The sequence below is a fragment of the Corynebacterium sp. HMSC068H04 genome, assembly GCF_001811255.1.
In the GTDB taxonomy this organism is placed as follows: Bacteria; Actinomycetota; Actinomycetes; order Mycobacteriales; family Mycobacteriaceae; genus Corynebacterium; species Corynebacterium hesseae.
This window is the reverse complement of the sequence record NZ_KV804007.1, coordinates 1-1,842: the sequence shown is the minus strand read 5'-3', so window position 1 is coordinate 1,842 and position 1,842 is coordinate 1. Positions and strand designations below refer to the sequence as shown.

At 57.7% G+C, this 1,842-nt stretch carries 4 protein-coding genes; all 4 read right to left on the bottom strand.

Annotation, left to right across the window (positions count from 1 at the left end; all coding sequences use genetic code 11):
* Window positions 1-66 precede the first annotated feature (66 nt).
* Window positions 67-321, bottom strand: a complete 255-nt coding sequence (locus HMPREF2792_RS08015; RefSeq protein ID WP_070532637.1) for a hypothetical protein — start codon at window positions 319-321, stop codon at window positions 67-69.
* An 89-nt stretch (window positions 322-410) separates the two neighbouring features.
* Window positions 411-908 (bottom strand): DnaB-like helicase N-terminal domain-containing protein, encoded by a 498-nt coding sequence (locus HMPREF2792_RS08010; RefSeq protein WP_070532635.1) that lies wholly within the window; start codon window positions 906-908, stop codon window positions 411-413.
* Between the two features lie 164 nt (window positions 909-1,072).
* Entirely contained in the window at window positions 1,073-1,375 is a 303-nt protein-coding gene (locus HMPREF2792_RS08005) for a hypothetical protein (protein WP_070532634.1), read from the bottom strand.
* Between the two features lie 84 nt (window positions 1,376-1,459).
* A complete protein-coding gene (locus HMPREF2792_RS08000; protein ID WP_070532633.1) occupies window positions 1,460-1,822 on the bottom strand; it encodes a DUF3846 domain-containing protein in 363 nt (120 codons plus the stop codon).
* Window positions 1,823-1,842 lie beyond the last annotated feature (20 nt).

Here is a 1,842-nt window from a genome sequence, read left to right as displayed (position 1 = left end):
GAACCACCCCACACACCCGCACCCACAAAGCAAACACAAGCACGCAAGGTGGTAAAGCGTCCAGGACTAGCGCGCGATGCGGATCGCTACCGTCAGGGCGAGAGCGCCCAGAACGGCAATTCCCGCATAAACAGTGGCCCACGCCATTCCCAGGCCGTCGGAGGTCAGGCTGGCGGCGGCAGTGTATATCCATGCCTGTACGGCGCAGATTGCGGCAATCCCCACGGTTACGCCTGCAGCTTGATCTAGCGGCAGGGTGAGAAGGTTATAGGCTACGAGTGCGAGGGTGACTAGGATAGTCAAGGCTAAAAGCGTGCTCATGGCGGGTGGTCCTTTCTGTCGGGGTGAGCGTGCGCCTTGATCGTCTCATGCGTGTGTGCACGCCCCTGGCGGCTGCTTTCGATGAGCGTCTAGAGGTTGATGTTTTTGTAGCGGTTCCAGGCGTGGCGCTGCCCGATGCCATGTTCGACCATGATGTTCATAAGTTCGTCTTCGGGCGCGGTTTCTGCGGCGTAGCGCAGTTGTTCTGCCATATGGGCGAATTGGCGACGGTAGGATGCGCTGACGACTTGGCGGGCGTATTCACCTACGTGGAGATCGATTGCTCCAAGGGTGAGCAGGCCTACGACGGTGGAGTTAATAACGTCAGCAGGCAGGGCTTCATGTGCGCCTTGGGCTTCGAGGTGGCTTCGGACGGTTGCGGCGTCGCAGGGACGGGATTGGGAGAGCAGGTCGGCCATTGCGGTGAAGATGTGGGCGAAGATTGGGCTTTCGAAGTCGCCGGCGTCCAGTGTGGTGGCAATTGTTTGGAGGCGTTCGGTGTCGCGGTTGTGCATCATCGCGCTTAAAAGGCAGGCTTCTGAGCTGGAGATAGTTACCTCGATGTTGAGGTTAATGTCGGTAGCCATGACCTGATGTTCCTTTCTTATTGCTATTTCCATAGCTGTTCCAATAGCTATAGGGATAGCTTGGGGTATGGGAGCCTTTTCTTGCCCTTCTCCCCTGGTGTGCCAGTGTGTGACTGGTGGCTATTCCACTAGCTATTGGTAGTGCTAGTGGAATAGCTTTTGTGTTAGGTGGCGTGGATGTAGGCCACGCAGTGCGGGTCGGCGGCTAGTTCGTCGGAGTCTACGAAGGGCGCTTTGGGCGCTTCGGTGAGGTAATAGGTTGTCGTGCCGATGGTCAGCGCCTGGGCGTCGACGTCGTGGTGTACCCATTTGTTGAGGGTGGCGCGCGCATGTTGGGTGCTGGCTCCGGTGGCGTTGAGTAGTGCGGCGATTTCGTGGCCGGTAGCGGAGTGTGCGAGATGCTCCCAGAGTGTTTCTTCGAAGGCGTCGTTGTCGGCGTCGGGGTAGCAAATGGTTGTATCTGCCATGTGGTCGCGTCCTTTCGGTCGTTTTCTTCTGGCGGCGTGGTGTCAAACCTACCTGCACCCTGATGGGCGCAGGTGGCTTAGGGGTTAGGCCAGTTCTTGCATGGAGGGCAGTACCTCTTGGGTGATGTGGATGATGTCTTGTTCGGTCAGCCCGATGGTTTGTCCTTGATTGTTGGACTTCGCAATGAGTGCTGGCCCGTAGTACTCCTGGTAGATGGTGCCGACTTCACGCTCGATGAAGTTTGTCAGTGTGGGGTTGACGTCACAGTCAAAGAGTCCTTCGTCGTTGACCCAGACGTCGAGTGCGCCGGTGGATACAACGTCGATGTTGCCGCCTACAGCCTCGCGTAGGTAGCGGTAGGTGTTGTCGTTGCTGACGATCTTGTCGGCGGTGGTGATAGTTAGGGTGCCGTCGGTGTCGATGTGGGCGAAGTAGGTGGTGGCCATTTCTGGCGCTCCTTTCAATC